Source organism: Streptosporangium fragile (assembly GCF_039534445.1).
GTDB classification, from domain to species: Bacteria; Actinomycetota; Actinomycetes; order Streptosporangiales; family Streptosporangiaceae; genus Streptosporangium; species Streptosporangium fragile.
Window position 1 is genome coordinate 34,124 of sequence record NZ_BAAAVI010000032.1, and the last position, 26,947, is coordinate 61,070.

The following is a 26,947-nucleotide window of genomic DNA, read 5'->3' on the forward strand; positions in this document are numbered from 1 at the left end:
ACGTCCCCGGGCCCGGCGACGACGGCGTCGTCCAGGGAGACCGAGCGCGGCCAGGGCGGTCTTCCCCGGCCTGACCACCGGCGGCCGTCCCAGCGCCACGCGTCCGCGTCCCGGTCGAAGACCCAGATGTCGTCCGCGGGCGTCCCGGACACCACCGTGGGGTACCGCAGGCCCTCCGGCGGGCGCGTGGACCGCCACACGCGGCCGTCCCAGCGCCGCACACTGCCGCCATACAGGCCGCCATTCTCGCCGTCGGTACCCACCGCCCGCGCCTCGCCGGGCGCGGTCGCGCCGACCCTGGTCATCTCGGCGCCGAAGAAGGTCAGCACCTGCTCAGCGCCCGCAGGGTGCCGGTGCTGTCGGGGTCTTCGGCGGTCAGCAGGACCGAGAGCAGGTCGCCTCGGCCGGCAGCGTCGGCGCTGGCGGCGGCGTGGCCGCAGAGGCTGGTGCGGCGGTGGCTGACGGCGTCGGCGGTGGTGCGCCGCAGGCTGGCCTGGGCGCGGTTGTAGCGCAGGTTGCCGAGGGTCGGCACCTGGTTGAGCCGGGGCGGGGTGAGCGTGCGGCGGAAGATGCCTGAGGCGGCGACGGTGAGGCCGTCGACGATCTGCCGGTCCATCGCCGCCGGCAGCCGGGTGGCGAACATGGCCTTGACCATGGCTCGCATCGTCATGGCCACCATGGCGTGGTTGACGTCGATGATCTGGCCATGGCGTCAGGAGCGGGTCATCTCCTGTGCCGTGGTGACCGTCGCTGTGGTGTAGGCGGGGAAGTGCTCGGGGTGGAAGGCGGGCTGGCACAGGCGGCGCTGGCGTCGGCGCTGCCGGTGCGGGCAGGTCGCCAGCCCGTCGCCGGAGGCCTCGCGTGCCCGGTCGAGGAACGGGCCGCCCTTGTCGAAGGTGCGGTCGTCCGCCAGCATGGCCCGGGTCAGGCCGGGATCGCACGTCATGATCACGGTCTGTGGCCCCAGGCGGATGCGGACCAGGTCGCAGTAGGCGGGAAGCGAGGACAAGAACGTGAAAGGGTGTCGTGCCAGGGCCATCGCGTGTCCCAGGACGGGCAGCGAGCCCGGGGCCAGGGGAAGTGCGTCAACGTCCACGTCGCTCATGACTCCCGCCCTCCGAGAACGAACTGGCCGATGGCATCGGAGCCCTCCTCGATGGCGGTGACGTGGCACGGGCACCGCGTCCCGGCAAGGATCACGCGGCGGTCGCGGTCGGTGCCGCCGGGCACGATCAGACCGGTCATCTCATGGCTCCCGTCGAGTCATCAGCGGGCTCAGGTGTGGCTGGGCTTCTGGGCTGCGTCTCGGTGCCGGGAGACGAGCCGTAGCCGCATGGTCTTGGGCGTCAGCAGGCTTGATCGGGCGGGTACGGCCGGGGGGTCGTCGGGCAGGAGCTCCAGTCGCCAGCGGCCGGCGATGGTGGCCAGGGAGAGGGTGAGCTGGCTGCGGGCGAAGACGTCGCCGATGCATTTGCGGGCGCCGCCGCCGAAGGCGAACAGGGCGTCGCGGGGCGGGGCGGGGCGGGTTGGGCTGACCGACGATCGGGGTCGAAACGTTCGGGATGGTCGGGGAACTGGCCGGGGTGGCGCTGCAGCAGGGGCACGCAGAAGCCGAGGACTGTTCCCTGAGGCAGTTGGTGACCGCCCAGGTGCGTGTCGACGGCGGTGGTCCGGGTGGTGATCCACGCCGGCGGGTAGCAACGCAGGGCTTCGTTGATGACGTCGCCGGTGAACGGCAGGCGCGGCAGGTCGTCGTAGCGCGCGGGCCGGCCGCCGAGCACGGTGTCGACCTCGGTGCGCAGGTGGTCGGCCACGTCAGGATGCTGGGCGAGGAGATACAGGGCCCAGGCCAGGCTGATGGCGGAGGTGTCGGTTCCGGCGATGACGAAGGTGACGACGTTGTCGATCAGTTCCGTCTCTGTCAGAGCGGTCTGCGCGCCGCCTGGCGTTTCTTCGTCGCGGGCCGCCAGCATGGCCGACAGCAGGTCGCCGTGGTCGCGGTCGTTGCTCCGGCGGTGCTCGACGGCGGTCTGGGCCGTCTGGCGCAAGTGGTCGACAGCCCGCTGGAATCGGCGGTTGGCGAGCAGCGGCAGGTTCGTCGCCCACGCCGGTAGGAGCACCTTGCGCAGGACACCGCGCAGGACGGCGTCGAAGGCGTCGGTGAGGCGGGTCATCTGCGTGGACATGAGAGCGGCTTCGGGGAACATGCAGGCGGCCAGCACCCGCGAACCCAGGGCACGCGTTTCGGGCAGCACGTCGAGCACCTGGCCGTCCTGCCACGTTCTGGTCGTCTCGTCGATGAGGCCGGTCATGGTCTGTGCGTAGCCGGGCATGCGGAAGCGGTGGAACGTCGGCTGAAGCAGGCGCCGTTGCCGCCGGTGGAGGTGGTGCGGGCAGTTGGACAGGCCGTCGCCGAGGACGCTGCGCGTCTGGTCGAAGATGCCGCCGATCTTGTCGAACGTGCGATCGTCACGCAGCGCACGCAGGGCGAGGTCCGGGGAGCAGATGACGACCATCGTCCGGGGTCCGAGCCGGATCCGCACCAGTTCGCCGTAGCCGGCTGGAGCGGTCATGAAGCTCAGCGGGTCGCGCAGCAGAGGCAGGAGGTGGCCGGCCACGGGCAGGGCTCCCGGGGCCAGGGGCAGCGAGTCGAGCGCGGCCGCCGTCCGCGTTGTTGAGCTCATCCGGCACCGCCCCGGAGGTGGTAGATGTCCCCGGCGCGCGAGGTGGCTGGCGTGGTTGTCCAGGGTTGTCCCACGAAGTACCGGCAGGTGTGGTTGCTCCAGTGGTTGACGCCGCCGACGAACTTGCGCAGACCGTCGGCATACAGGTGGATCTGTTCCCGCTGCGTCAGGGGAAGACCGCAGTCGTCGATGGCGTCGCTGGCCGCTTGGAGGTCGTCTGCCGCGGCCGCGGCCATGTCGGCGATCTCGTAGAGGGTGTCCTGCACGGACAGGTTCTGCTGCGCTGACAGCAGCCGGACGAACGTTCCCTCGCTGCGGCCGGCGAGGTGCTCCTTGCCAGCACCACGGCCGTGGCGGCGCCGATCCCCGAGCCGGCTCCGGTGATCAGCGCGGTCTTTCCCGACAGCATGGGAACACTCATGGCGGTGCCTGCCTCCCGGTCTCGGTGTGATCAACGGTTCCTGTTGATGACCAGCGCGGCCAGAGCCTGCAGCTCGGCCATCGCCGCCGCGTCGGGATCGGCCCGGGTCAGCGCGTCGCAGGCGGCCCGATAGCAGGCGAGAGTCAACGCGGGCCGGACCGCCTTGCCCGCCTGCCCGGTGGGCTGCCCGTCGGTGTCCCACCAGCCGATGTGATAGCCCGCAATGTGCCGCACCTGGTCCGGGAACCCCTCAACCACCCCCCGGTAGACCGGTTCCACCAGCCGGCGCGCCTCAGCCAGAAGCATCCTCGCCGGACGCGCGACAAGCGTCATGCCGGCGTGGATGCTGGAGGATGGATGCGCTCGCCGGTCCGGGACGTCCCCATGTAAGCGGCGCGGCCGATGCGCCCCAGCTCGACAGTCGTTTCGGTCCCGCTTTGCCCGGGCGTCAGGCGAGGTGTTTTCGCCCACCGGCGCCACCTTCCGGTGAGCGGGAACCACCTGCTCGTCATACCGGTCAGGGCCCATAGCCTCAATTACGTCCCGTGACTGGGTGACCTCGCGATGGGAGATCAGCTCCACACCCTCACGCAACCCCCGGATGCACAGCTCGGCCGGATCAGCCTGATCAGGATACGGTTGCAGCTGATGTTCAGGGTGGGCGGTGCCGGTCGCGCGCCGCTGGGGAAAGGGCAGCCCTAACGCCGTGACCGGCAGGCGAGCGATGTGTTCGTGCGCGGTGATGTCGCGCGCCGCCCACCCCACCCCTCGGCCGTCAGCAACGCCGCGAGCACCCGCCGGCTTGTCGTGGTCGTGCCAGGCGCTCACGTACTCACCCATGGGCGGCGGTCCCCGCTTGAGGTTGCTTTATGTTATCTGCCCACTACCCACACGATCTGACCCGCATCGCGACTCCGGGCTTACGCCACAGAAACTCCACGCCATAGAAGCCTCACCTGCACGATATTGGCCCTCCGCTCCCGAGCGTGTGCAACGGGTGCCGCCGGAATACGGCAGATTCGAGCCGACGAGGCTTTGACCTGCGACGATACGCGTCCCGCCGCAAGCTGTCCAGAAACGTACACGTTCTCGGACGGCGAGCCCCCCTGTGCCAACGCCGTCCGAAAACCTGTATCCGAGAAGTCCCCGCCGCTCGGTGGCCCATGCCGGCCGTATTCCGGCGGCACCCCCATGGGGTCAGCCTGACATCCGGCGAGACAGCGTTCGGCCTGTTCCGCGGACGTCATCGCCGGCACCGACAAGAGGTCCCGAGCAATGGCCGTGAATTCAACGATGTCACTGCTGACCTGCGGAGACTCTTGGGAACTCTGATCGCAGGACGATGGGCCAAGCTCTATTCATGCAGGTCAGACCCATATTCGTTGGATTCTCCGCGATTACTATCGGGACCCCGAGTAGTGGCGCACTTGCCGCCCGGTCTCGCCGGCGGTGGTGACGAGGGCGATCTGGCGGACGCCGGCGGCAAGCCCGCTCGAGAAGCGGGATGCCCCTGCGGCGGAAACACCCGACCTGATCCCGGCGCGGGACTGCGGCCGGTCAGGGCATATCGCCTCGGGTGCGTGAGGGAAATGTCAGTGGCGCCTGAGACCATCACCTACAGCACACAACTAAGCGCTGACCGTCACTGCGATGAGAGGTGATGCACCCATGCCGGCCCGCAGCGCCGACACCGGGAATCCGCACCGCCGTTCTGCTGGGCCACGCTCTTTTCGGAGCCGGCGTGACGCTCTTGCGCGTTTCTCCCCGTCCGATGAGGGTGCCCGCACCAGCGAGGCGCATCACGCCTTCACCTCCGCACGGTCAGGCCCCTCCCGTCCCCTGGAACAGGAGCCGCTGACGTGGCTGACGAGACAGCCGTCACCGACACCGATGCCACTCCCCGGCAGCACGGCGAAGAGCTGACGTTCAACTTCAGCGGTGGCGACAGCGCCGAGTTGGCCCGGCATCTGACCGGGCGCAGCCTGGCCGCCCGCCTGCCGGCGCTGGTGCGCCGCTCTTTCGCTCTGGCCTGGGCCGTGGACCGGCGCTCGACGATCACCTTGCTGGCCTGCCAGGTGATCTCCGGCCTGCTGGAGGCGCTCGGCCTGTTCGCCACCACGGCGGCGCTCAGCGCGCTGATCCAGTCCGCCCACGACCCCGCGAATCTGGTCGCGGCCCTGCCGTCGGTGGCGGTGCTGGCCGGGGCGGCCGGGGTACGCGCGGTGCTCGGTATCGCGATCCAGGGACTGTCGAACCGGCTCGGTCCGCGGATCTCCCGGGAGGCGGAATACCGCATGCTTCACGCGGCCACCGGCGCCGAGATGGCCGCCTACGACCATCCCGGGTTCAACGACCGCTACGACAAGGCTGACCGGGGTGTCGAGGTCAGCCGCGACATGATCGGCCAGTCGCAGAACCTGGTGTCCTCGGCGGCCACGCTGGCCGCCGCGGCCGTGGTCGTCGCCGCGCTGGCGCCGATCCTGCTGCCGCTCCTGGTGCTGACCGCGGTGCCGCAGGCGCTGGCGTCGGTCGCGGGCGAGCGCGTCACCTACCTGGCGACGCTGCGGACCTTCCACGACCGGCGGATGCTGAGCATGCTGCGCTGGCACCTGTCCCACAAGGAACAGGCCGACCAGATCCGCACCGACACCCTGGCCCCCTACCTGCTGGACAAGTACCGGGCCAGCGGCGCGCGGGTGGACCGCACCGTCGACGAGGCCGCCTGGCAACGCGCCAAGATCAGCCTGCTGGGATCAGCCGTCAGCGGCCTGGCCGCCGCACTGATGTGGGCCGGGGTGATGGTACTGCTCGGCACCGGCACCATCGGCGCGGCCGTCGCCGGCACACTGGTGTTCGCCCTGCGCTCGGCCGCCGGCGGGCTGCACGGCATCGTCGGCTACGGCACCGACCTGATGCGCACCGGCCGGTACCTGGACGACTGGGAGGAGTTCATCGCCGAAGCGGGCGGGCAGCGACTGGATCGCGGAAGCATCGTGCCGGGCCGTCCCCGGCATGTCGCCCTGCACCAGGTCACCTACCGCTACCCCGAGGCCGAGTCCGACACCCTGCACGAGGTGGACTTCGAGGTCCGCCAAGGGGAGATCGTCGCCGTGGTGGGCGAGAACGGCTCCGGCAAGACCACCCTCATGAAACTGCTGTCCGGCCTCAACCTCCCCACCACCGGGGTGGTCACCTGGGACGGTGTCAGCACCCGCGACCTGGACCCGCACGCGTTGTGGCGGGAGTGCGCGGTCGTGCCGCAGGAGTTCGCCCGCTGGCCCATGACCGCCCGGGAGAACATCACCCTCGGCCAGCCCCGCCCCGAGGCCGACGACGCGGTACGGCGCGCGGCGGCCACCAGCGGAGCCGACGCGGTGATCACCGTATTGCGCAGCGGACTGAACACCCTGCTGGCCCGCGAATGGTGGGGCGGAGTGGCCCTGTCATCGGGCCAGTGGCAGCGCATCGCGGGCGCCCGCGCGATCCACCGCGACGCCGGCCTGCTGGTGATGGACGAACCCACCTCCGACCTGGACGCACGCGCCGAGCACCGGATCTTCACCGGGCTGCGCGAACTCGCGAAGGACCGGGCGGTCGTCCTGGTCACTCACAACCTGTCCAACACCGCGGTCGCCGACCGGATCGTGGTCATGGAAGCCGGACGCGTCATCGACCAGGGGACGTTCACAGAACTCACGGCACGGCCCGGACTGTTTCGTGACCTGTGGCTCTTGCAGCACGATCGCATCAGCTCCGCCGGGCTGGAGGGCGCGCCGTGACGGCCGAGCCCCGATCAGTCAACAGCCGGGCGTGGGAGCGGTACGGCAGCCATCGCCTCCGCGCGGGAACGACCGCGCGTCCGATCCCGGACACCATCGCCTGGGGTTTCGGCAGCGCCGGGCCCGGCACCGCGGTACTCGGGCCGCTGACGGGCCGCCGGGTGCTGGAGCTGGGCTGCGGCACCGGCCGCTACGCCGCCCACCTGGCCTGCCATCATCACGCGCACGTCACCGGCGTTGAGAGTTCACCGGCGCAGTACGAGCGCGCCGTCGCCGCCTACGGGGCGGTCCCGAATCTGACGCTGGTGCGGGCCGATGCCGTCGACTACCTCCAGCAGGCCGGCCCGTTCGACGTGATCATCAGCGTCCACGGGGCACTGTGCTTCACCCCTCCGGCCCTGCTGCTACCCGGCGTCTTCCAGGCGTTACGGCCGGGCGGCCTGCTCGCCGCCTCCGTGCTGCACACCAACTACCTGGGCGAGGGACCGTTACAGGTGGTGGCGCCGTCGCCGCAGCGGCTGCAGGTCACCGGCCACGCCCCCGACACGGTATACCGGTGGGTTCTCACCCCTGACCTGTGGAGACAATTGCTGGCTGAGCACGGCCTGATCGTCACCGCCATCGACCGCATCGACGCCACAGCCGAAAACGACCCGACCTCCTGCCGGCTGATCCGCGCCACCCACGGAAGGCGGGATCAGCGATGACCGCGCCCGCCGCTTGCCACGTCTCCATTCCCGCGTCCGGAACCCGCTGCCACAGCACGGGCCGGGCGCCGACACCGCGCCGGACGGGCTGGGCACGATCGCGTGTACCTGTTGGCGCCGGTCTTACCGACACCCCCGACAGCCCGACACAGGTGTGCCTGCGTATCGGCAGGGAGCTGGACCCGCACGGCGCGCCCACCTACCGGCTGGAGCCCTCCGACGTCCGGACCGTCCTGCTCAGGCCCGCCCCAGGGGTCAGCGGCCGCGCTTGGGCATGGGGCAAGGATGGCGACGCCCACGCCAAGGCGTTCTCCGTCGACCGGCAGGTCATCGCCCGTGACCGGATCCACCGACTCACGCTACTGACCGGGATCGTCACCATCCTGCGCCACGAGAACGATCACGTCGAAGTCCACGCGGCTACCGAGGCGGAGGCGGCCCGGGTGCTCACGGTCGAACGCTGCGGAGCTGACCGCGCAACGATTAGTGGCTGTCTCGGATCTCCTCCACCGGGCAGGCGCCTCCGGCGGCGGCTAGGACGCCAGGGAGGCGACGTTGATCCCTTCTACGACCACGAGTTCGCCATCAGGATCGGCCAGGTGACCCGGCTGGCGTGGGAGGACACCGTCCGGGAAGGCGCCGCCGCCCACTGCCGAATCGATCGGCAGTGGTGGACGCGATCTGACTAGTCGTTCGCAAAGGTCGGTCACCAGGTGAATCCGCCGACATAGGCGTCGCCCCGCCAGACGACCCTGTGGGGGAAGGCACCGGCGGCAGTCGGGGTGAGGCCGACGCGGAGCAGCTCGTGGTTCTTGCCCCCGCACGGTCTGTTGCCGGCCGCCGAATCGTTCTCGTTGTCCTTGCCGACCAGGAGATGCCGACCGGATCGGTCCAGCGCCATCGACACGATCTCGCCGCAACTCAGGGTGAGCACCGTGGCCACCTTCCGGTCCCCATCGTAGAGGAGCAGCTCAGACGGCTGCCCGTAGCTGCCCTGGCGCACCCGCAGGGTCCGGCCGTCCGGCAGAGGATGAGGAAGAGTGTGGCTGCCGTTGTCGCGGGGCGCCCGGACGAGCACCGCCGCGGCCGGCAGGTCCGACGCAGGCAGCCGCACGTCAAGGGCGCCCTCCCAGGATTTCACCAACTCCGGCTTCGGCGGGTACGTGACCCCGGTGAAGTGGATGTCGTCGGGAAGCACCAGAGTGTTGGCGTCTCTCCAGTAGAACCCGTACGCGGCCGCCCGCCATTCGACGTTGGGGTCGAGGACGCCGACGTAGGCGGTCTGGTTGTGATTGCGGTCCTCGGTCCGGCGGCTGTAGGCGATGCGCCCCTTGGGCGACACCATGATCCGGTCCACGCTCCCGTTCAGCCTGCCCGACAGCGCCTGGCCCAGCTTCGCCTGGCCGTCGGCGTCCACCGTCAGGCGGTGGATGCGCGAGACGAAGCCGCGCGGCGACCACGCGTCCTGGCCCTGCCGCAAGGTCACGCTCACCACGTACTCACCCGGCTCCCGGGTGGCAGCTACCGCCTTGATCGGGGCGATGCGCCTGCCGAGGTACGGCATGTACTCATGGGCAGTGCGGCCCGTATCCAGGTTCACGGTCTCCAGGTAGCCGCCGGGGAGCAGTGCGTAGCGGGGGGTGCCGTCGTCCGCGACCGGCGGCGCTGCCAGTCGCTCCGGCAGGATCCTTACAGCCTGCACGACGAGCACGATCGCCCCGAGCGCCGCGACCAGCCGCAGTACAGAGCCCCGGTCCGGGCGCACGCGCGTCCCGGCGGCGCCCGCGAGCAGGATCATCGTCAGCGGAGAGATTACCCAGGCCAGGACCACCGGCAGGACTCGGAACGGTGCCGGGTCCGGCAGGCAGCCGGGCGGTGGCTCCGCGGGTGGCCTGAGTACCTCCGCGGCGACCGCCAGCGCCTCGGGCAACGCGACGAGCCCGAACCCGAGAACCGCGGCCGTCAGATGGACGCGGGCATTGTCGCGCCTGGCCACGAACACGGCGATCATCGCCAGGAGGAACGGCCCCGCCAGATACAGCACGCCCGCGGCCACCTCGGCCACCTCGGCGGCCGTGCGGCGAACGGAACCCACCGGGTGCACGATCGGTGGCCCGACACATGTGACTTGCCGCGCGGGCGTCACCACCTCCCAGATGATCTCCCATAACGCGTACGAGGCCGCCAGCCACCACCAGAACACCGGATGACGTCGCCGCGGCCCGAGAGTCGACACGGAGAGCACGGCGGCCCGCCCTTTCTATCCGATCCTCCCGGATGATCAAGAACCCTACCGGGGGCGGGCAGGCAGCGCGTACGGCTTCAATCAGGCACAGCAGGGCACTCCCGGATCTGGCTTACACCCGGCGCGCAGAATCGGCTGGATCATGCGATCCGGCGCCAGTTGAGCGCGCCGCGTGAGCTGCGGCTGGGGCTGATCGCGAGCATGACGGGGTACGAGCGCAGGCTTTGGCCGATCGTCACGCGTCCGCTGACGATCGGCGACACCATCCGGCTGGGACACCCTACGGAGGAACTCGGCAAGGCCGTGACGATCGCCGGCGACTGCAAGGCTCCGTCCGGGTCCGGGGCGATCGGCGCCGTGCACCTCTTTCGTGGGCCCCGGCATCAAGCCCGGTCCGTGAGGTTCGTAGGTGGCTCCGTGCCGCATGGAACCACGTCTAGAAGGAGCCGGCACCTGACGCCGAGCACATGTCCCTGACGTGACCGACATGCCTTAGCAACCCCCGAACACTGTCGAGGCACGGGAGGAACGAGACACTTGCCTTACGTGCCTTCACGCCCTCGGGAACCCTCGATAACCAGGGCCGCCTGGGTGACGCGGCCCCGCCGGCCGGCGTGCGGTGCATACAGCCGTACGCTGAGATCGCTCAAGGGCTCCAGGTGCCGGTAGATCAGCGCTTCAACGTCGGGCCACGGCAGGCCGCCCAGCCCCGCGCCGAGCGCGGGGATCGCGATCGAGACGATCTCTCGCTGCCGGATGAGGCATACCAGCGCTTTCAGGCCCGCATCGATGTCGGCCAGGGCGGAGGAGTCGCGCCAGTGGCGCTTGGCCGGAAAGTGGACGATGCAGCGGCGCCCGTCCTCGATCGAGGCTATGTGCAGGGTGCCGGGCCGCAACGCGCCACGTGCGCATGCCTCCCGGTACGCCCGGTAGGCCTCGGGATAGGCGCGGCGGAACTGCAGCGCCAGGCCTTGTTGACCAGCGCGTGCGCGTTGTCACGCAGCAGGTCACCCGAGACGATCGTGATCATTGGACCTCCGCAGAAGAGGTAGGGCCGGGTTGGTGGTGATCCGTCGACCACCATCGCGGTGCGCACCGACAGATCCACGAGGTCGAGGGCATGATCTGTACGGTTCCCGCGAACGAGAGCGGAATCCGCCGGTACCCGGGACGGGGTGTCTTGGGGCAGGGGCCGATCAGCCGTCAGCACGGCCGCCCCTCCAGGAAGACGCCGGAGCGCAGCGAGGGCGTCGACCTGGAGGGGCGGCAAGCGACGGCTATCGTAGCCACCCCGAGCACCCCGGCCGGTGACCGGCCGCATCTGGGGGAGGGGCAGCTCATCGGTGGTGCCGGTGGGGCGGAATGTGATCTGATCGTCTCCATGACGATGCAGCGTGCGACGACCGGCGGGATGAGGCACGCCGGCGGCCAGGGCCGGAAGGCCGGTCCTCTTCAGACCTCGCGATGATCCCTGGTCCCCACCGCCGCAAAGGCGGCGCGCAACTCGGCGCGGCCCGGCCTGGCCAAGCTGGGCCGTTCGGAATCCGCAAGCCTTCCCACATGATCCGGGCGAGGTGGCGGGCGCGTGTGGAGGGTGGAGGAGGGACGGACCAACGATTCAGGCGGCGGCTATGCGAGCGCGGATCGCGTTTTGCGCACATCGTCTCCTGAGCCTTCAAAAAGGCCAACACTGACTCCGCTCCCGTGGTCGCCCTCAACGGGTGACGCCCCGGACGCGACAACGGCACTTTCGCCTGCTCCCGACCTTGCCGCTCCCGAGCAGCACAACGGTGTGTCATCGCCTGCAATAGATCGTGAACCTCAACAGACCAACCACGCAACAGCCATCACCTGAGCCGCGCAGGAGCCTTCGTGATACGCCACTTCACCGCCTCAGCCGTCATCCTGGCCGATGATCACGTGCTGTTGATCGAACACAAGAAAGCGGGCGGCTGGCTCTATCCCGGCGGTCACCTCCAACCAGGTGAGGACCCTGCCCGGGCGGTGCTTCGCGAAGTGCAGGAAGAAGTGGGCATCGACATCCATCTCCTGGCCGAACACCGCTTTGACCATCCCGCCGTCGGCGTCATCCCCACCCCTTTTACGATCATGGATGTTCCCGTCAGGGATTCCACCTTCGGGCATCACCACCACATCGACTTCGTCTATGCCGCATGTCCTTTGAGCAGCGCGGTCACTCTTCGCCCGGAGGAAGTCAACGGCTACCAGTGGGTGCCGGTGGCCGATGTCGCATCGCTGCCCACCCCGGCCGAGTTACCGGATCTGATCGCCGCCGCAGCCGAGCACATCGGCACCGCACAGCTCTGGTGAGGCCGTGCTGAAGAGGGCGGGGTGAGATCGAGCCGTGTAGGGGCCCGCACAGCCCGAATGCGGCCTTCGCGAGGCCGCAATAACCACAGGTGAGGGGTCGGTGAGCCCGGGCGTTCCCCCTTGAACGTGAACACCTCGGAGACTGGATCTTGAGGTCCAGGGGAAGAGATGTCACTGATGGTGATGAAGAACTACCCGCCCGAGTTCAAGGCCGACGCGGTGGCGTGGGTGTTGTCGAGGCCGGATCGGACGATCACGTCGATCGCGAGGGATCTGGGGACCAGCCGCGAGGCGCTGCGGGTATGGGTGCGCGCCGCACGGGCCCGGGGCGAAGGCGGCGCGGCCATGGCCGGTAAGAGCGCGCCGGCCGGGCCCATACCCTCGGACGACGTGCTGGAAGAGGAGAACAAGCAGCTCAAGGCGCGGATCCGGGAGCTGGAGCAAGAGCGCGACATCCTGCGCAAGGCGGCCAAGCTTTTCGCGGGCGCGACGAACTGGTGAACCGCTTCCAGTTCGTTGAGGATCACAAGGCGCTCTCCGAGGCGAAGCGGTTGTACCGGGTGCTGCAAGTGTCGCGCTCGGGCTTCTACCGATGGTTGAGAAGTGCCGGGGCACGGCTGGCCCGTCGCCAGGCCGACGAGCGGATGCGGCGGATCCATGCCGAGCAGACGGCACTTACGGCTCGCGCCGGATGACGGCCGAGTTGCGCGCGGCCGGAATGAAGATCAACCACAAGCGGGTGGAGCGGGTAATGCGCGAGCACGGCATCGTCGGACTGCGGCTGCGCAAGAAGGTCCGCACCACGATCCCGGAGCCGGACGCAGCGCCGGTGGCGGACCTGATCCAGCGTGACTTCACCGCCGCCGAGCCAAACACCCGCTACGTGGGCGACATCACGTATCTGCCCGTCGGCGGCGGGCGGCTCCTCCACCTGGCCACGGTAGTGGATCTGCACTCGCGCCGGATGATGGGCCGGTCGATCGCCGATCACATGCGCACCGAGCTCGTCGTCGACGCGCTGCAGGCCGCGGCGCACACCCGGGGAGGCCGCCTGGAGGGCGCGGTCTTTCACGGCGACAACGGCGCGCAATATTGCTCCCGAGAGTTCGCGCGGGCCTGTCGCCGACTCGGCGTCACCCGCTCACGCGGAGCGGTCGGCAGACTCACATGCTGGAAGTGGTGGCACCCGCCCAGCTCACCGCGGCCGGCAGCCTGGTCACTGTGGATCCGGTGAGCACTGCCTGCCACGCCCCGCCGATGAGCGAACTGCGCCGCGAGGCCCTGGTCGCGATGGCCTCGGGCTACCTGCGTCGCTACCCGCACTGTGATCCGCGCCCGCTGACCTATCAAGAGACCGCCGACCTGCTGGGTTTGCGCCGAGATCAGGTCCGCAAACGCATCGAGCACCTGCGCGAAGAACTCCTCGACGCCCCGGTGCGGGGTCTGGAGGGCCCGGATGCCCGGAAAGCCTTGTGTGAGTGGTTTTTGGGCATGCGGCTGATCGGCCCCCGCGATCTGGACTGGCTATGGCATCGCCCGGGTCGAACTTCCGGCTCTCAACACGAGGGTCGCCACCGCGAATCGCATTGACCGTATCGCTGGGCTGAGGCTTGTACGAGGAGAAAACACTTCGTCATTCTGTTTCTCTTTCCTGATGTGCGCTTATATGGCGGAAGAGCGCACCGTGCCCGGGGAGATCTCCTTAAGAGCAGACCCATAGGGGAGCGGCCCCAGCCACGCCGACTTCAGCATGATTTGATCGTTTCAGTGGTGGCTCGCTAGGTTGGGCATCTTTGTTGGGATCTTCAAACCCTGTCCGCTCGTGCCCGAGGGTGTTCCCGTGCGCCGTTACCGTTTCGGCAGAATCGCCACGCTGTTCGCCGCCATCTATGTGGCCGTGGTCATCGCCTCCGGCGTCCGCGCGCTGACCACCGGCGACCCCGCGCTGCTGCGCGAGATCGTCACCGGGGGATGGGGCACCGACTTCGTCCCCTACGCCTGGTGGGTGGAACTCCTCATGGTCGCGGGCGGCGTCCTGCAGGGCTGGGCCTACTGGCAGATACTGCGCGGGCGGCCGACCGGCCCGGCGGCGGTCAACGACAGGCCGGTCCGGCTCCTACGAGCGGCCCTGTACCTCAGCGTCGCCTGCACGCTGCTGTACCGGCTTCCGATCCCGTACCAGTGGTGGCTCGGTCTGCCCCTCGACCTGCTCCAGATCGCCGTCGTCGGGCTGTTCTTCGTGGTCCTGGCCGACGTCCTGCCCCGATGGCTGCGGCTGCTCGGGCTCGTGGCGGGGCTGGCGAACGCCGCCATGGGCATAGCCTCCACCATCGCCTACGGCCTGGGCCAGTACTCCGTCCTGCAGTTCGTCTCTCCCTACCAGCTCGGCAACGCCGTCTACCTGCTGTGGCTGGTGCCTGTCCTGGCCGGCCAGGACAGGCACGCGCGCTGGACCCGGGGCACCGTGCGGATGGGCGCGGCCTCGGCGCTGCTGTCGCTGCTGTCGTCGGGAAGCCATTCGATCATCTCGTTCGGCGGCCCGGACGTTGACCACGGCCTTCTGCCGGTCATGGTCCTGGGCATCTTGAGCGTACTCGGAACGGTGTGGCAGGCCCGCTCCGCCCATGACCTGGGCGTCCTGGCGCCCGCACCGTCCCCGGCGCCCGCGCTCCAGGTCGCACCCGCGCGAGCGTGGCCCCTGGCCGCCGTGGCCGTGGTGCTCCCGCTGATCCCAGCGGCCGTCAACCTCGCCGACGGCATGCCCGCGTGGATCGGCCCCCGCGGCGCGGTCGACGACCTCTTCCATGAGCACGTGAGCTACCCGGCGACCGTACTCTGGGTCGCCCTGGACCTGCTCATCGGCATCGGCGCCCCAGCCGTACTGATCCTGATCGCAGCCATGCGCAGAACCAGGCGGCTGCTCCGTGTCACGATCCTGGCCCTGACCCTCGCCGCAGCGGCGGGCATCGTCACCGCCCTCACAACGACGTCCGAGGCAGACTGGCAGCTCATCCCCGAGATGACCGAGCAGCGGCTGGCCCTGTACCCGGACGGACTGTTCGACCGCAACGACAAGGGCGACATTCTCTTCGGGATCTCCCCGCTGTGGTACAGCACCGCGCTCGCCGCCTCCGCCCTCGTCCTGTTCCTGCTGCACCGCTTCCCGCCTGCCGCCCGATCGCGCCACCACGTGCCCGTGGCGGCGCTGGCCACCTCCATGGCCCTGTGCTTCCTACCCGTGACCGACCAGGCACGTGGTCCGCTCACCACGGCCGAAGACTGCTCACCTCCCGACCCCCGGGAGACGAACGGCGAGCCCGCGGCACCCCCGCCACCGACCGGCCCGCGCGCCTTCATCTGCGCCGTGCGCCAGCAAAACGCTCTGCCATTCGCCGCCACCGCGCCCGACCAGGTACTGCTCGACCACGGTCGCCGCCTGTGCGCCGCCTACACCCGCAACGATCCACGCGAGCTGGCCCGACTGGGGGAGACCGAAGGGGTGAACGTCCGCGACCTGAGTGGGGTACTGGCCGGGATCTGCCCGGCCGCGAACGCGGAGATCGCAGCGGCAGAGGCCGCCGAGGAACGCGAATTCAACGAGTTCATGGCCGAGGAACAGCGCAAATGCGACGCCACTCCGCGTCACCGCCCTCTCATCCGACCCGTCAAGGCGATCCGCCTCAAGGAGCCGGAGTGGCCGGAGGCGGGGCTGGAGCTATACGAGGGATTCCCCGCTGAGGGCAGGAGCACGACCTCTGGCCCGGTCACCGCCTGGCCCGGCCACGTGATGGTGAGCACGCATCCCGACTTCCACGTCTGCGTCACTCTGGAGACCTACACCCGCCGCCCGCCGGTCGAGACCAAAGGCTGGGACCACGTCGTCGAGGTCGGCTACACCAACCAGAGCGGCGAGATGAGCTTCATGGACGGCCTGAGCGGCACCGAACTGCCGGACCTGTCGCTCAACGGCCGCAAAGGGCACTACCGCATCCGCCTGCACCTGGCCTGGTTTCCCTGGAAGGGCGAGGAGAACGGCACCCAGCGGCTGCTGATCATGGCGTACCCCGGACCGGGTGACAAGGTCGTCACCTACCGCAGACCACCGAAGCAACGTTGATGAAGCCGACGCGAAGGGCATTCGGGAGTCATCACCCCTGGCCGGCGCGCTTCAGGAGAGGACCGGTTGCAGGCGGGCACCGGTTCGCCGGTGGTGAGGGGAGCCAGGCCCGCGCCGTCTTGTCGTCGCCGGTGATGGCCCCGTGGGCGGAGCTGGAGCTCGGGGACGTCGGATGAGGTGGCGCAATAAGTGACGTATGGAGACTTTTATCTCGATACCAGACAGAAGCGCGATTCTGTCTGGTATAGCAAAAAACCACTCATCCATTGGCAAACCGGTCAGGATTGGGTGTCGCCCCGGGATGTCTTCCCGCGCGGCCGGGGAGCGCCCGGCGCGGGCGTACCCGGCCCGTCCGCGTACCGGCGCGAAAGCCCACGCCGCGCCGTCCGGCGGGCGTCGGCGGGCGCCGGGGGGACCGCCGGGCCGGCGGCTTCCGGGGCGCGCCGGCGGCTTCACACTCATCTCCGCGCCGCGCCGGTGCGGCGCGTGGCGTGGCAGGAGCCGGTGTGGCGTTTCGGCCGGTCGTGTGGCCGTCCGGCGGAGGTGCGCGCGTGTCGGGTCGTGCCGCGGTGAAGGCCGGGCGCGGCCGGATGTGGTGTGCGGCGGCGTGTGCGACTCTGTCCGGCGCGGGAGTGCGGGGTTGCCGTCTTCGCGGTTGCCCGCGTCGCTCGTCCGGCTCGTCCGGATGGTCCGGATGGTGCGGCGTGGTTGCGCGGGGTGGGTGGCGATGTGCCGGGCCGGCCCCTCTTCCGAGGTGTTTGATGCATAATCGCACTTATGCATCACTCATGATCGCCCCCCTATGTCCGGTTTCTGGGGGGCTCTGAGTGATACCGGGGTTCTGTGCGGGTACCGGCGGCCGGGCGCGCCGTCCGCCCGGCCGGGCCCGAGGCGTTGCCCGGCCGGGCAGGAGCGGCCGCCCGCCCGGCGATCATCCGGTGTGCCCGGTGTGCGGGGTCACAGGTGCATGATGCTGCTGTGGTGGTCGATCTGGTCGGCGGTCTCGTCGTCGAACCACAGGCCGCCGGTGGCCAGGTAGCGGAAACGGTGGACGCCGGGCGGCAGGATGACGGAGACGGTTCGCAGGCCGTTGCGGCGGCGGCGCAGTTCGTGCAGGCCGGGTTGCCAGCCGTTGAAGTCGCCGACGACGCTGACGACGCCGCCGGGCCGGTCGGCGGGCAGGGCGAAGGTGACGCGGGTTTTGCTGCCGAACAGTGGCGTTCGCCTGAGCATGGGCGATGGTCCTCCCTGGTGGTGCCGGTGAGGTCAGCTTCGCGGCTGGCGGGGCCGGGCGGTAGGGGGAAGCGCGGGCCGTAACACACTATTCACGGCGCTTTCACCTTTTTTAGTGATATGGGCGTTTTATCTGCCGGGGTGGGCCGGTCGTCGCGCCTCTCCCCTGCCCCGGCGCCGCTCCCGCCTGCCGGGACCCGCCGCCCGGGCGGCCCGCCGAAGCGGCCCGCGCGGGCGGTGCCCGCGGTGCGGAGGTCTTCGCGGTGCCGCCGGGGCCCCGGGCGGGCCGGTCCCCCGGCTGAGACTCGTGTACAGGCGTTACGGGCGCACGCATAGGTGATCGTCTACCGTGGTGGGGTGGACGTGATGGGTGACCTGCTGGGTGGTGTGCGGGCGCGCGGCCGGGTCTTCCACCGGCGGGCCTCCTCTCCCCCGTGGGCGCTGCGGTTCGCGGCGCCGCCCTCGCTGGCGCTGGCGACCATGGTGCGTGGCGAGGCGTGGGTGGTGCCCTCCGGCGGCCCGGCCCGGCCGCTGCGACCGGGCGAGGTGGCGCTGGTGCACGGCGGGCGGTCGTTCGTGATCGCCGATTCGCCCGGCACTCCCCCGCGGGTGTTCGTCCACGACGGCGACGGTGACGGTGCGGGTGAGGCCGATGAGCCGGCGGCGGGTGGCCGTGGGCGCCCCGGCGATGGTCACGTGCTGGTGACCGCGGCCTACCGGGCGTGCGGGGATCTGTGCCGGCGGCTGCTGGCCGTGCTGCCGGGGCTGCTGGTGGTGCCCGCCGGCGACGCGCGGCTGGAGCCGGTGCTGCGGCTGTTGCGCGCCGAGGTCGCCGCCTCGGCGCCCGGCCGGCAGGTGGTGCTGGACCGGTTGCTGGACGTGCTGCTGGTGGTGGCGCTGCGGGCGTGGTTCGAGCGGGAGGAGGCGGCCGCGCCCGGCTGGTACGTCGCGCTGGGCGACCCGCGGATCGGGCGGGCGCTGCGGCTGATCCACGGATCGCCGGCGCGGGGGTGGACGGTGGCGTCGCTGGCGCGGGAGGTGGGCATGTCGCGGGCGGCGTTCGCCCGCAGGTTCGCCGCGTTGGTGGGTCAGCCGCCGCTGGCGTACGTGACGGAGTGGCGGATGGCGCTGGCGGCTGATCTGCTGGCGCGGCCGGACACCACGGTGGCGGCGGCGGCCCGGAGGGTGGGGTACGCCGACGCGTTCGGGTTCAGCGCGGCGTTCAAGCGGGTACGCGGGGTGAGCCCGAGTGCGGTGCGGGCTCCGGGGTGAGAGGTTCCGGGGCTGCCGGGGTGTGGGTGGCGGCCGGTGGGGTCGCCTGGACGGAGGGAAGGGTGACGCGTAGATCATGCGGCCGGTCGAGCTGAATCGTCTCACCGTGGTGGAGGCTGCCGATCGTTACGTGGAGCTGGTGCGGGCCAGGACTTCCACCGGTGCCCTGTCGGCGGCGACGGCGGAGGTGTACGCGCGGGACGTGGCCACTTTCGCGCGGCTGGCGGGCGAGGGGGTGGTGCTGGACGACATGACGGGCGAGGACGTCGACGCCGTCCTGCTGGCCTTCGCGCGCAAGCCGGACGGGCGGCGGGCCGGGGGGCAGGAGGCGCGCCCGCGTGCGGCGGGGCAGTCGGCGTCCTCGCAGGCGCGGTTCCGGCGGTCGGTGTCGGCGCTGTTCAAGCATGCGACGCTGGCCGGGTGGGTGCAGATCAACCCGATGGCCGCGGCCACGGTGACGGCCAGGGAGCGGGGCGGGCTGCGGGCGGAGCGGCGGGCGCTGACCCGGGAGCAGGCTCAGGGGCTGATCGGGGCGGCGCGGGAGCTGGGCGGCGGGCGCGAGGGTGGCGCGGCGGCGGGTGCCGGGCATGGTGCGGGGGCGGACGGGGGCCGCAGCAGGCGCCGGGACCAGCGCACCGAGTTGCGTGACGGGCTGATCGTGCTGATGCTGGCGACGGTCGGGCCGCGGGTGTCGGAGCTGGTGCGGGCCAACGTGGAGGACTTCTACACCAACGACGGGGTGCGGTATTGGCGGATCTTCGGCAAGGGCGGTAAGACCCGGGACGTGCCGTTGCCCGGGGATGTGGCGCGGGTGCTGGAGGTCTATCTGGCGCGTGGGCGCGGGGATTCGCCGGAGAAGGCGCTGTTGCTGTCGTGGCGGGGCAGGCGCCTGGCGCGGGGGGATGTGCAGGCGGTGATCGACCGGGTGCAGCGGTGGGTGGATCCCGATCGGCGGCGTTCGGTGACGCCGCACGGGTTGCGGCACACCACGGCCACTCATCTGCTGGCCGACGCGGTGGACATGGACGCGGTGCGCCGGGTGCTGGGGCACAGTGATCTGGCGACGCTGGGGCGTTACCGCGATGAGCTGCCCGGGGAGCTGGAGGTGGCGATGCGTTCGCATCCGCTGCTGCGCGGGCTGCCGGCTTCCGGCTGAGTGTCCCCCGGGGGGCCCGCTCCCCCGGGGTGTCTTCGCTCCTGGCGTGTGGCCTGGGGCGAGGTGCCCGGGGCTGGTCAGGCGGCGCGTTCGGCGGTGCAGACCTCGGCCAGGACGTCGAGGGAGACGCCGAGGGCCTGGGCGAGGGCGGCGATGGTGAAGAAGGCCGGGGTGGGGATGCGGCCGGTCTCGATCTTGCGGAGGGTCTCGGCGGACAGGCCGGCGGCGGCGGCCACCTCGGTCATGCTGCGGGTGCCGCGGGCCTGGCGCAGGATCAGGCCGAGGCGGTGGCCGCGTTCGCGGTCGAGTTCGGTAAGCGGGGGTCGCACCATGTGGCACATCCTAGCAACCGTGATAACAATACCGGCATAGGTATTGGATGGCCGGGAGGGTGTCACCTGGTGGAGATCAAGACCGCGGCCGAGCTGGAGGCCACGCGCGAGGCCACGCGCGAGGCCACGCGTGAGGCCGGGCGGGTGGTGGCCGCCGCGCTGGCGGCGGTGCGCGAGCAGGCACGGGTGGGCGTCAGCCTGCTGGAACTGAACGAGGTCGCCGCCGCGGCGATCTCCGGCATGGGGGCGAAGTCGGCCTTCCTCGGCTACAAACCGCACTTCGCGCCGACACCGTTCCCCGCGGTGAAGGGCCGGACCGGGCTCCTCGCCCCACCGGCGCCCCTCCAGGTGAGGCAGGGGGAACCCGCCGGCCGGGCCGCTCGGCGCCCCGCCACCGCGTACAGGGCCCGCACGCAGAGTGTGTACTCGGCGCCGCCGGGTTCGCCGCGGCCCGCGGCGCCCAGGGCGCGCACCGTGCCGTGCTCGGCCAGCTCGGGGTCGTCGGATGCGTCGTACCAGGTCATGGGTGTTTCTCCAGGGGGATCAGCAGGCGGGTGATCAGTTGCTCGGGCGGGGTGACGGCCGGGTCGGAGACGTAGGCCTCGCGGATCGGCCCGGCCGGGGTGTGCCCGCGTTCGGCGCACCAGGTGAGCAGGGCGTGGGCGGTCAGGTCGATCTGGTTGTAGGGGCCGATGTGGGTGGCGCAGGCGAAGACACCGCCGTCCAGGACGTCCAGGGCGGTGCCCGGCGGGACCTGGCCGCCGGTGGCGACGGTGACGGTGACGGTGACGGGGATCTGCTCGGTGAGGTCGAGGGGGAACAGGCCGGTCAGCCGCACCGGTCCGCCGTCCGGGGGCCCGTCTCCCCCGCCGCGCGCGTCTTCGCCTCCGCCGGCGGCGGTGTCCCCGGGGTCGGCGGGGTCGCGGGCGTCACGGTCCCCGTCCCCGTGCGCGCCGTGACCGGTGACGGGGGCGCGCAGCGCGGCCAGCAGCCGGGCCACGCCCGCGCTGGTCGCCCTGCCCACGTCGCCCGGCCCGGCGGCCACCTCGCGGACCGTCGCCACGCGCCGCGACGGCTCGCGGACCACGTCCACCCGCACCTGGGGCAGCCCGGCGGCGAGGATGCGCTCCAGGGTGGCCAGGGTGTGGCGGCGGCGGGCGAGCTCGGCCTCCAGGTCGTCGCGGACCCGGGCCGGCGCCCGGCCCGGGTGGGGGCCCGCCAGCACCCGGGCGACGGCTGCCAGCGGTACGTCCAGCGAGCGCAGCAGCCCGATCGACAGGGCCTGGCGGGCCTGCGCGGGCCGGTAGTAGCGGTATCCGCTGGCCGGGTCGACCCGGGCCGGCTCCAGCAGGCCGAGGTCGGCGTAGTGGCGCAGCTGCTTGACGCTGAGCCGGCACAGCCGCGCGAACTGCCCGATGGGCAGTAGATCGTCGTTCACACCCCCAGCATGGACTCTCCCGCCGTGGGAGAGTCCACCCGGCGGGGCGGGACGGTCCCCGGCCGGGGTCCGTGCCACCGCCGGTCCGGGCCGGCCGCCTCCCCGCGGGAGTCGCGGCGGCGCCCCGGCCGTCACCGCCGCCGCTTGACCCTGCCGTAACGTGAGGGTGCAGGCTGGGCCGCATGGACAAGGGGATCGCCATGGATTACGCGGTCGGGCAGGTGGCCCGGCTCGCCGGGGTGAGCGTACGCACGCTGCACCACTACGACGAGATCGGTCTCGTCTCCCCGGGCCGGCGCACCGCCTCCGGCTACCGCCGTTACACCGACGACGACCTGCAGCGCCTGCAGCACGTGCTGTTCTACCGGGAGCTGGGGTTCCCGCTGGAGGAGATCGCCGTCATCCTCGACGACCCCGCCACCGACACCCTGGCCCATCTTCGGCGCCAGCACGAACTGCTCACCCGGCGCATCGGCCGGCTGCAGGCCATGGCCGCGGCGGTGGAGCATGCCTTGGAGGCGAACATCGTGAACATCTCCCTGACCCCCGAGGAGCGTTTCGAGGTCTTCGGCGGCTTCCGCCCCGAGGACCACGACGAGGAGGCGCGCCGCCGGTGGGGTGACACCGACGCCTGGCGGCAGTCGCGCCGCCGGATGGCCGCGATGAGCAAGGCCGACTGGGCGGTGTTCGGGGCCGAGGCCGCCCGGACGGCGGAGGACTTCGCCAGGGCCTTCACCGAGGGGGCGCCCGCCGACGGCGAGCGGGCGATGGAGCTGGCCGAGCGGCACCGGGCGCACATCACCCGCTGGTGCTACGACTGCTCCTACGAGATCCATCGCGGTCTGGGTGACCTGTACGTCGACGACCCGCGCTTCGCCGCCAACTACGAGCCCCTGGCGGCCGGCCTGACCCGTTACATCCGTGACGCCATCCACGCCAACGCCGACCGGGCGGGCGGGGTCTGACCGCTCCCCCGCCCCGCTGTCCCCCGCTCGCCCCGGCCGCGGTCGCGGCCGGCGCAGTCACCCCGCCCCGCCCCGCCCCGCCCCCGCGGCCGGGGCGGGGCGGGGCTGGATGTGGTCAGCGGACGGCCTCCACGGCGGCCGCGGCGGGCACGGTGAGGGGTGCGGCGCCTGCGGTGCCCTCCTCGTTCCCGGCGGTGCTCTCCCCGATCGCGCTGTCGTGGCCGGAGGTGTCGAACTGGGTGCGGTACAGCTGCTCGTAGCGGCCACCGGCGGCCAGCAGGGCGGTGTGGGTGCCGCGTTCGACGATGCGCCCGTCCTCGACGACCAGGATGAGGTCGGCCGCGCGCACCGTCGACAGCCGGTGGGCGATGACGATGGCGGTCCGCCCGGCCAGCGCCTCGGCCAGTGCCTCGGCGACCGCCGCCTCGGAGGTGGAGTCCAGGTGGGCGGTCGCCTCGTCCAGGATCACCACCCGCGGGCGCGCCAGCAGCAGCCGGGCGATGGTCAGCCGCTGGCGTTCGCCGCCCGACAGGCGGTAGCCGCGCTCGCCCACGACGGTGTCCAGCCCGTCGGGCAGGGACGCCACCAGGCCGTCCAGCCGGGCCCGGCGCAGCACCTCCCACAGCTCCGCCTCCGGCGCGTCCGGCTGTGCCAGCAGCAGGTTGGCCCGGATGGAGTCGTGGAACAGGTGCCCGTCCTGGGTGACCATCCCCAGTGTCCGGCGGACGGAGGCCGCCGACAGTTCGCGCACGTCCACCCCCGACAGGCGCACCGCGCCGGCGTCGACGTCGTACAGGCGCGGGATCAGCTGCGCGATGGTGGACTTGCCCGCTCCGGAGGACCCGACCAGGGCCACCATCTGCCCGGGTGCGGCGTGGAAGGACACCTCGTGCAGGACCCGGGTGCCGCCGCGGGCGTCGAGGGCGGCGACCTCCTCCAGTGAGGCCAGCGACACCTTGTCGGCCGAGGGGTAGGCGAAGCTCACCCGGTCGAACTCCACCGACACCGGCCCCTCGGGCACCGGGCGGGCGCCGGGGCTGTCGGTGATCAGCGGCCGCAGGTCGAGGATCTCGAAGACCCGCTCGAAGCTGACCAGGGCGCTCATCACCTCCATCCGGGCGCCGGCCAGCGCGGTCAGCGGCGCGTACAGGCGGGTCAGCAGCAGCGCCAGCGCCACCACCGCGCCGGGTTCCAGGCGCCCGCCGAGGGCGAGGGCCCCGCCGACCCCGTAGACCAGGGCCAGCGCCAGCGCCGAGACCAGGGTGAGGGCGGTGACGAACGTCGACTGCACCATGGCGGTGCGCACCCCGATGTCGCGTACCCGCCGGGCCCGGGCCAGGAATTCGGCCGACTCGCGCTCGGGCCGGCCGAACAGCTTGACCAGTGTGGCGCCGGGCGCGGAGAACCGCTCGGTCATCTGGGTGCTCATCGCCGCGTTGTGGTCGGCCGCCTCGCGCTGCAGCCGCGCCAGCCGGGTGCCCATGCGCCGGGCCGGCACCATGAACACCGGCAGCAGCGCCAGTGCCAGCGCGGTGACCTGCCAGGAGATGCCGGCCATCACCACCAGGGTCAGCGTCAGCGTCACCAGGTTGCCGACCACGCCCGACAGGGTGTCGCTGAAGGCCCGCTGGGCGCCGATGACGTCGTTGTTCAGCCGGCTGACCAGGGCGCCGGTGCGGGTGCGGGTGAAGAAGGCGACGGGCATGCGCTGGACGTGGTCGAAGACCGCGCCGCGCAGCTGCAGGATCAGCCCTTCGCCGATGCTCGCCGACAGCCACCGCGTCAGCAGGCCCAGGCCCGCCTCGGCCAGGGCGATGACCGCGATGAGCACGGCCAGTCCCGCCACGGTGGACGCGGCGGTCCCGGTGACGATTCCGTCCACCACCTGCCCGGCCAGCACCGGTGTCACCACCGCCAGCACGGCGGCGACCACGCTCGACAGCAGGAACCACACCAGCATGGTCCGGTGCGGCCGGGCGAAGGCCGCGATGCGCCGCAGGGTGGCCGCCGAGAACGGCCGCCGGTCACGCTGGGCGTTCACCGTCCTGTACAGCGAGTGCCAGGCGGTCGTTTCCATGTCCATCACGCATCACCACATTCCCCGCGGCTCTCAGGCGCCCGTCCTGGGTGGGGCCGCGGGTGCGCGCCCGGGGGCGGGGTGCCGGCCCGGTCTCGCCGGGCGGGCACGACACGACCCTAAAAGCTCAACTTAACTTTAGGTCAATGGTGTGCCGCGCTCCCCGGTCCGCCCCCGGCCGCTCCGGCCCCTGCGGGGTCCGGACGCGGAAGCCGTGCCGGGTGCGCACGCCGGTCTCTCCCCCCGGGCGAGACGGCCGGGAAGCCGTGGACGGGCAGGCGGCCGGCGCCGCGGTCGATCCCGAAGATCTCGTAGAACACGCCGGGCTCGGACGGGTGCCCGCCGTCGAGGGCGGGCGCGGCGGCGTTGCGCGGCATCGGATTCCGATGCGGGGTGCGGACATGACGCGAAGAGGTGGCAGGAATTTCAGCTTAATCGGCATTTCTGCCACTTTTGTGGTTTTCGGTCCTCTGCAAGGCTGGCGTCACATGTTCGATTGTTGTGGTGGCCGGTCCTCTGCGGGGCCGGCGTCACATGTCGATCGGCTCGCCGGCGGACCGGCGCGGCCGCACCGTACCCTCTTCACCTTCGACAGCTAGGCGCACAATGACGAGCAACCTCTCCACCGGCATCGAGGAAACGTCCGCGAAGGCGGCCCAGGTCCTGCGCACACTCGCGCTCGACGAGGACCTCAAGTGGGGGGTGCCCGCGGATCCGGTGCTCGGCCCCATCGTCCGGCGGGTGGCCCGGCGCTTCGTGGCCGGTGACAGCCTCGCGGACGCGCTGGAACGGGTGACGGAGATTCTCGCGAGCGGACACCGCGCGAACGCCGAGTACATGGGTGAGAGCTGCCGCGACCCGGAGCGCGCCGCGGCCGAGACCGACGTGTTCGTCGACGCCGCCCGCCTGCTCCCGCCGGGATGCTCGGTCTCCCTGGACCTGTCGCACATCGGCCTGGCGATCGACGAGGATCTCGCCTTCGACAACGCCACCCGCCTCGCCCAGGCCACCGCCGACGCCGGGCGGGAGATGATGATCTCGGCGGAGGGCTCCGACCGCACCGACGCGGTCCTGTCGGTGCACCGCAGGCTGTGCGAGCGTTTCGACCATGTCGGGATCACCGTCCAGGCGCGGCTGTACCGCACCGCTGACGACCTGAAGGCGCTGCTCGCCCTGCCGGGCCGGATCCGCCTGGTCAAAGGCGCCTTCCTGGAGCCGGAGGCCGTCGCCTACGCGCGTGAGGACGCGGAGCTGCCCGCCGTGTACCTGCGCTACGCCGAGCTGCTGGCCGACTCGGGGCACCTGTGCTCGTTCGCGACCCACGACTGGGAGCTGATCCACCGCATCGACCGCCACCTGGGCGGGACGGGCCACGACGGCGTGCCGTGGGAGTTCGAGACCTTGCTCGGCCTGGGCCCCGACCGCCTGGCCGCGATGGCCGAGCGGGGCCATCCCACCCGGGAGTACGTCGTCTTCGGGACCGAGTGGTGGCTGTATGTGTGCAACCGGCTGGCCGAAGACCCCCGGCGCCTGCTTCAGGCGCTGGTCGACGCCGCGTCCTGACGTCGGCGCCACCTCCGGGAAAGCGCCCGGCCGGGCACGCGGGAAAGCCCCCGGCGCCCCTCCCCGCCCGGGGCCCCGGGGCGATCACGGCGGCCGGTGCGGCACCGGAGCGGGACCGCCGGGCCGCCTGACGCGCGTCCCGGTGTCCCGGTGTCCCGCAGAGGCCGCGTTGCGACCCCGTCCCGGGACCGGGCCCCGCACCCCCTAGGCTTGAGGCCGTTTCCCCTTTTTTCCGGTTCTCTTTTTCCCGGCCTTTGGAGAGGTGCCCGCCGTGCCGACCGCACTCCGCCTGTTCCGTTACGTTGCGATCGCCGAGGCGTGCTCCTGGGCGGGCCTGCTCGTGGGCATGTACTTCAAGTACATCGCCGCCACCGGTGACCTCGGCGTGAAGATCTTCGGTCCCGTGCACGGTGCCCTGTTCGTGCTCTACGTCGCCGCCGTCCTGGCCGCCGCGCGCGTGGCCCGCTGGGGCTGGGGTGTGATCGCGCTGGGCCTGGCCTGCGCGGTGCCGCCGTTCACCTCGCTGTGGTTCGAGCGGCGCATGCTGGCCCGCCGCCGCGAACCGGTCGCCGCCTAGGCGATGATCGGGAAGGTCCACCGGGTTCCTCCGGAGCCGGCCATGGGCCC

General features: G+C 71.4%; 24 protein-coding genes and 3 pseudogenes. 14 read left to right on the top strand and 13 right to left on the bottom strand.

All coding sequences use genetic code 11. From position 1 onward, the window contains the following. Positions 1-322 precede the first annotated feature (322 nt). The 7 genes and pseudogenes from ABD841_RS21795 to ABD841_RS21820 all read right to left on the bottom strand — a co-directional run bounded on the left by ABD841_RS21795 (position 323) and on the right by ABD841_RS21820 (position 3,945). Complete coding sequence (locus tag ABD841_RS21795; RefSeq protein WP_344974707.1) at positions 323-670, bottom strand: cytochrome P450 family protein; 348 nt, start codon at positions 668-670, stop codon at positions 323-325. Positions 671-712: 42 nt separating this feature from the next. Then, complete coding sequence (locus ABD841_RS21800; protein ID WP_344974710.1) at positions 713-1,096, bottom strand: cytochrome P450 family protein; 384 nt, start codon at positions 1,094-1,096, stop codon at positions 713-715. 5 nt (positions 1,097-1,101) lie between these two features. After that, complete coding sequence (locus ABD841_RS21805; RefSeq protein WP_344974713.1) at positions 1,102-1,245, bottom strand: hypothetical protein; 144 nt, start codon at positions 1,243-1,245, stop codon at positions 1,102-1,104. Positions 1,246-1,275: 30 nt separating this feature from the next. After that, positions 1,276-1,608 carry a cytochrome P450 gene (locus ABD841_RS40885; RefSeq protein ID WP_425582022.1) on the bottom strand — a complete coding sequence of 111 codons (333 nt, stop codon included), beginning with the start codon at positions 1,606-1,608 and terminating at the stop codon, positions 1,276-1,278. After that, positions 1,551-2,684 (bottom strand): annotated as a pseudogene (locus ABD841_RS21810) (cytochrome P450); the annotation flags it as partial. The gene ABD841_RS40885 and the pseudogene ABD841_RS21810, both read right to left, overlap by 58 nt. Beyond that, positions 2,681-2,950 carry a hypothetical protein gene (locus ABD841_RS21815; protein ID WP_344974719.1) on the bottom strand — a complete coding sequence of 90 codons (270 nt, stop codon included), beginning with the start codon at positions 2,948-2,950 and terminating at the stop codon, positions 2,681-2,683. The pseudogene ABD841_RS21810 and the gene ABD841_RS21815, both read right to left, overlap by 4 nt. Positions 2,951-3,135: 185 nt before the next feature. Next, a complete protein-coding gene (locus tag ABD841_RS21820; RefSeq protein ID WP_344974721.1) occupies positions 3,136-3,945 on the bottom strand; it encodes a hypothetical protein in 810 nt (269 codons plus the stop codon). 1,019 nt (positions 3,946-4,964) lie between these two features. Here ABD841_RS21820 and ABD841_RS21825 point away from each other — a divergent pair. The 3 genes from ABD841_RS21825 (at position 4,965) to ABD841_RS21835 (ending at position 8,280) form a co-directional block, all read left to right on the top strand. Beyond that, positions 4,965-6,884: an ATP-binding cassette domain-containing protein gene (locus ABD841_RS21825; protein WP_344974724.1), complete on the top strand. Its 1,920-nt coding sequence runs from the start codon at positions 4,965-4,967 to the stop codon at positions 6,882-6,884. Beyond that, the gene (locus tag ABD841_RS21830) at positions 6,881-7,591 is read left to right on the top strand and encodes a class I SAM-dependent methyltransferase (protein ID WP_344974727.1); all 711 of its coding nucleotides are present in this window, start codon (positions 6,881-6,883) and stop codon (positions 7,589-7,591) included. The genes ABD841_RS21825 and ABD841_RS21830 overlap by 4 nt, the downstream gene beginning before the upstream one ends. A gap of 152 nt (positions 7,592-7,743) precedes the next feature. Next, on the top strand, positions 7,744-8,280 hold the full coding sequence (locus ABD841_RS21835; protein WP_344974730.1) for a hypothetical protein: 537 nt from the start codon (positions 7,744-7,746) through the stop codon (positions 8,278-8,280). Between the two features lie 17 nt (positions 8,281-8,297). On the opposite strand, the gene ABD841_RS21840 is transcribed toward ABD841_RS21835, so the two are convergent. Together ABD841_RS21840 and ABD841_RS21845 are read right to left on the bottom strand one after the other, a co-directional pair. After that, positions 8,298-9,686: a hypothetical protein gene (locus ABD841_RS21840; RefSeq protein WP_344974732.1), complete on the bottom strand. Its 1,389-nt coding sequence runs from the start codon at positions 9,684-9,686 to the stop codon at positions 8,298-8,300. Between the two features lie 692 nt (positions 9,687-10,378). Further along, on the bottom strand, positions 10,379-10,804 hold the full coding sequence (locus tag ABD841_RS21845; RefSeq protein WP_344974829.1) for a macro domain-containing protein: 426 nt from the start codon (positions 10,802-10,804) through the stop codon (positions 10,379-10,381). A gap of 904 nt (positions 10,805-11,708) precedes the next feature. Here ABD841_RS21845 and ABD841_RS21850 point away from each other — a divergent pair. From ABD841_RS21850 to ABD841_RS21865, 5 genes and pseudogenes are all read left to right on the top strand, one after another. Next, positions 11,709-12,167, top strand: coding sequence for an NUDIX hydrolase (locus tag ABD841_RS21850; protein ID WP_344974735.1), 459 nt, complete (start codon positions 11,709-11,711; stop codon positions 12,165-12,167). A 177-nt stretch (positions 12,168-12,344) separates the two neighbouring features. Then, a pseudogene (locus ABD841_RS40890) lies at positions 12,345-12,536 on the top strand (transposase); the annotation flags it as partial. A 12-nt stretch (positions 12,537-12,548) separates the two neighbouring features. Next, a pseudogene (locus tag ABD841_RS21855) lies at positions 12,549-13,326 on the top strand (IS3 family transposase); the annotation flags it as partial. Positions 13,327-13,424: 98 nt separating this feature from the next. Next, entirely contained in the window at positions 13,425-13,757 is a 333-nt protein-coding gene (locus ABD841_RS21860) for a hypothetical protein (RefSeq protein WP_344974738.1), read from the top strand. A 250-nt stretch (positions 13,758-14,007) separates the two neighbouring features. Continuing rightward, positions 14,008-16,284, top strand: a complete 2,277-nt coding sequence (locus ABD841_RS21865) for a hypothetical protein (protein ID WP_344974741.1) — start codon at positions 14,008-14,010, stop codon at positions 16,282-16,284. A gap of 957 nt (positions 16,285-17,241) precedes the next feature. On the opposite strand, the gene ABD841_RS21870 is transcribed toward ABD841_RS21865, so the two are convergent. Further along, complete coding sequence (locus tag ABD841_RS21870; protein ID WP_344974743.1) at positions 17,242-17,517, bottom strand: isoamylase early set domain-containing protein; 276 nt, start codon at positions 17,515-17,517, stop codon at positions 17,242-17,244. A 357-nt stretch (positions 17,518-17,874) separates the two neighbouring features. On the opposite strand from ABD841_RS21870, the gene ABD841_RS21875 reads away from it, so the two are divergent. Then, complete coding sequence (locus ABD841_RS21875; RefSeq protein WP_425582020.1) at positions 17,875-18,789, top strand: AraC family transcriptional regulator; 915 nt, start codon at positions 17,875-17,877, stop codon at positions 18,787-18,789. Between the two features lie 76 nt (positions 18,790-18,865). Further along, entirely contained in the window at positions 18,866-19,945 is a 1,080-nt protein-coding gene (locus ABD841_RS21880) for a tyrosine-type recombinase/integrase (RefSeq protein ID WP_344974746.1), read from the top strand. 77 nt (positions 19,946-20,022) lie between these two features. Here ABD841_RS21880 and ABD841_RS21885 read toward each other — a convergent pair whose 3' ends face one another. Further along, complete coding sequence (locus tag ABD841_RS21885; protein ID WP_344974749.1) at positions 20,023-20,277, bottom strand: helix-turn-helix domain-containing protein; 255 nt, start codon at positions 20,275-20,277, stop codon at positions 20,023-20,025. Between the two features lie 69 nt (positions 20,278-20,346). Between ABD841_RS21885 and ABD841_RS21890 the strand changes: the two genes are divergently transcribed. Further along, positions 20,347-20,835 carry a hypothetical protein gene (locus ABD841_RS21890; RefSeq protein WP_344974751.1) on the top strand — a complete coding sequence of 163 codons (489 nt, stop codon included), beginning with the start codon at positions 20,347-20,349 and terminating at the stop codon, positions 20,833-20,835. Here ABD841_RS21890 and ABD841_RS21895 read toward each other — a convergent pair. Continuing rightward, the gene (locus ABD841_RS21895; RefSeq protein ID WP_344974753.1) at positions 20,798-21,715 is read right to left on the bottom strand and encodes a MerR family transcriptional regulator; all 918 of its coding nucleotides are present in this window, start codon (positions 21,713-21,715) and stop codon (positions 20,798-20,800) included. The genes ABD841_RS21890 and ABD841_RS21895 overlap by 38 nt on opposite strands. Positions 21,716-21,897: 182 nt before the next feature. Here ABD841_RS21895 and ABD841_RS21900 point away from each other — a divergent pair, with 182 nt between their 5' ends. Then, the gene (locus ABD841_RS21900; protein ID WP_425582021.1) at positions 21,898-22,680 is read left to right on the top strand and encodes a MerR family transcriptional regulator; all 783 of its coding nucleotides are present in this window, start codon (positions 21,898-21,900) and stop codon (positions 22,678-22,680) included. A 115-nt stretch (positions 22,681-22,795) separates the two neighbouring features. Here the strand turns inward: ABD841_RS21900 and ABD841_RS21905 are convergent, their stop codons facing one another. Continuing rightward, positions 22,796-24,763 carry an ABC transporter ATP-binding protein gene (locus ABD841_RS21905; RefSeq protein WP_344974755.1) on the bottom strand — a complete coding sequence of 656 codons (1,968 nt, stop codon included), beginning with the start codon at positions 24,761-24,763 and terminating at the stop codon, positions 22,796-22,798. A 600-nt stretch (positions 24,764-25,363) separates the two neighbouring features. On the opposite strand from ABD841_RS21905, the gene ABD841_RS21910 reads away from it, so the two are divergent. Next, positions 25,364-26,320 carry a proline dehydrogenase family protein gene (locus tag ABD841_RS21910; RefSeq protein ID WP_344974758.1) on the top strand — a complete coding sequence of 319 codons (957 nt, stop codon included), beginning with the start codon at positions 25,364-25,366 and terminating at the stop codon, positions 26,318-26,320. 271 nt (positions 26,321-26,591) lie between these two features. Then, positions 26,592-26,897: a DUF3817 domain-containing protein gene (locus tag ABD841_RS21915; protein WP_344974761.1), complete on the top strand. Its 306-nt coding sequence runs from the start codon at positions 26,592-26,594 to the stop codon at positions 26,895-26,897. Positions 26,898-26,947 lie beyond the last annotated feature (50 nt).

Excerpts from the sequence above, each read along its gene's own strand:
- ABD841_RS21795 (WP_344974707.1), bottom strand. The coding sequence starts at position 670 with ATGACGATGCGAGCCATGGTCAAGGCCATGTTCGCCACCCGGCTGCCG.
- ABD841_RS21805 (WP_344974713.1), bottom strand. The coding sequence starts at position 1,245 with ATGACCGGTCTGATCGTGCCCGGCGGCACCGACCGCGACCGCCGCGTG.
- ABD841_RS21820 (WP_344974721.1), bottom strand. The coding sequence starts at position 3,945 with ATGGGTGAGTACGTGAGCGCCTGGCACGACCACGACAAGCCGGCGGGT.
- ABD841_RS21860 (WP_344974738.1), top strand. The coding sequence starts at position 13,425 with ATGAGCGAACTGCGCCGCGAGGCCCTGGTCGCGATGGCCTCGGGCTAC.
- ABD841_RS21870 (WP_344974743.1), bottom strand. The coding sequence starts at position 17,517 with ATGCTCAGGCGAACGCCACTGTTCGGCAGCAAAACCCGCGTCACCTTC.
- ABD841_RS21880 (WP_344974746.1), top strand. The coding sequence starts at position 18,866 with ATGCGGCCGGTCGAGCTGAATCGTCTCACCGTGGTGGAGGCTGCCGAT.
- ABD841_RS21885 (WP_344974749.1), bottom strand. The coding sequence starts at position 20,277 with ATGGTGCGACCCCCGCTTACCGAACTCGACCGCGAACGCGGCCACCGC.
- ABD841_RS21900 (WP_425582021.1), top strand. The coding sequence starts at position 21,898 with ATGGACAAGGGGATCGCCATGGATTACGCGGTCGGGCAGGTGGCCCGG.
- ABD841_RS21905 (WP_344974755.1), bottom strand. The coding sequence starts at position 24,763 with ATGGACATGGAAACGACCGCCTGGCACTCGCTGTACAGGACGGTGAAC.
- ABD841_RS21910 (WP_344974758.1), top strand. The coding sequence starts at position 25,364 with ATGACGAGCAACCTCTCCACCGGCATCGAGGAAACGTCCGCGAAGGCG.